The organism is Leisingera sp. F5 (genome assembly GCF_001593695.1).
Map to the genome: position 1 here is coordinate 1 of NZ_LUKH01000837.1, position 1,587 is coordinate 1,587.

A 1,587-nucleotide genomic window follows, 5' to 3' on the forward strand; every position below is an offset into this window, starting at 1 on the left:
CCCCGAAGGCGCAGCGAAGATCGAGGATCCCGCCAAGATCTCAGAACGGGACTGGTACTGGCAGCACTTTGCCACCGCCCGGGTGCGCGGCCGCGATGTGAAAGAGATCGCTCCGCCTGACCCTTATGCGGGCTTCGCAGGCAACGGCAGGGCCAAGGCCCGCGAAACTGCCGCGCTCCCCTACCCCGGCACCACGCCGGCACAGGATGACCAGGAGTCTGCAGCCGCCGCGCCAGCGAAAGAGCCTGCGCCAGAGGATCCGGCTCAAGTAGCAGAAAAGCCTGCGGACGGAGACGCGACGGCCGAAACCTTCAGCCCTGCCCTGCCACTCTCTGTGCGCGCCCATCCTTCAGTTGGGCAGATTCAGCCTGACAGGAGAACACCGAAACGGCCGGATCGCCCTCAAGCGGAACCTGCGGGCGATGCCGCAACAGCCTTTCTGAACCTTGAAACTGCCTTCGCGGAGGAGTCCTGACATGATGTCGATTTCAAACGTCTCGGCCGGGGCAGCGGCCAGCGGCTACTACAAGCAGGAAGGATATTACAAAGCAGGAACCGAGGAAGGCGAAAGGGCCGCGACCTGGTTCGGCAAGGCGGCGGAAGAAAACGGTCTGACCGGCTATGTCGATGACAGGCACTTTGCGCAGCTGCTCGATGGTGAAGCACCTGACGGAAAGCTGATGGGCCGCTACGTGGACGGCGAGCGCCAGCACCGGCCCGGCCTCGACCTCACCTTTTCCGCGTCCAAATCGGCCTCAGTTGCCGCTCTGGTGATTGGGGACAAGCGCATTATTGAAGCCCATGACGCCGCGGTGCGCGCGGCTATGATAGTGGTGGAGGAACGGTTTATTAAAACGCGCTTCCAGCAAGACGGGGAAATCGTCACGAAAAACGGGGAAGGCATTATTGCCGGGATTTACCGTCACGACACTTCCCGCGCGCTTGATCCCAATTTGCACAGCCACGCCGTCATTGCCAATATGGTGAAAAACGAAAACGGCGGATATTCAGCAATTCGGAATGAAGCTGTATACAAGAACCAAAAACTGATCACGGAAATCTACCGCTCCGACTTTGAGAACCGGATGGCCGACCTGGGCATTGCCACGGAACGCGGGAGATTTGGAGAAGTGAATATCTCCGGAATTTCTCAGGAAGTGACCGAAGCCTTTTCAAAGCGGCGGCAGGAAATTCTGAATGCAATCGACAATAAGGGAATGGATGTTTCGCCGGAAACAGCGAGCAAAGCGGCATTAGCCACCCGGGCAGCCAAACACAAAAATCTGGACCGGGATGCGCTACGGGAAACCTGGCGTGCGGACGCACTCGCGGCCGGTCTTGGCCGAGATCAGCTGGACCGTGGCAGGATGGGTCAAGCCGCCCCGCAGCCTGTGGTGCCACTCGATCAGCAGCGCCCGATCGCCCCCCTCGCAGAGCCCAGCCAGCCGTCCGGGGTGTTCGAGAAGGCCAAGGCCATGCTGTCCAGTGCTGCAGCCGTGGCACGCGTGGAGACTGACCCCAGGCAGGCCGTAAACCGCGCCGTCGAGCACATCAGCGAACGGGAATCCGCCTACAGCAGGCCAGATC

The 1,587-nt window shown here is 60.7% G+C and carries 1 protein-coding gene and 1 pseudogene; both read left to right on the forward strand.

Annotated elements, in window-relative coordinates; translation table 11 throughout:
• Positions 1 to 475: pseudogene (locus A2I95_RS36575) on the forward strand (TraG); the annotation flags it as partial.
• Between the two features lies 1 nt (position 476).
• Positions 477 to 1,587: MobF family relaxase (gene mobF / locus A2I95_RS36580; protein ID WP_291737393.1), on the forward strand; the 1,111-nt coding region annotated here is incomplete at its 3' end.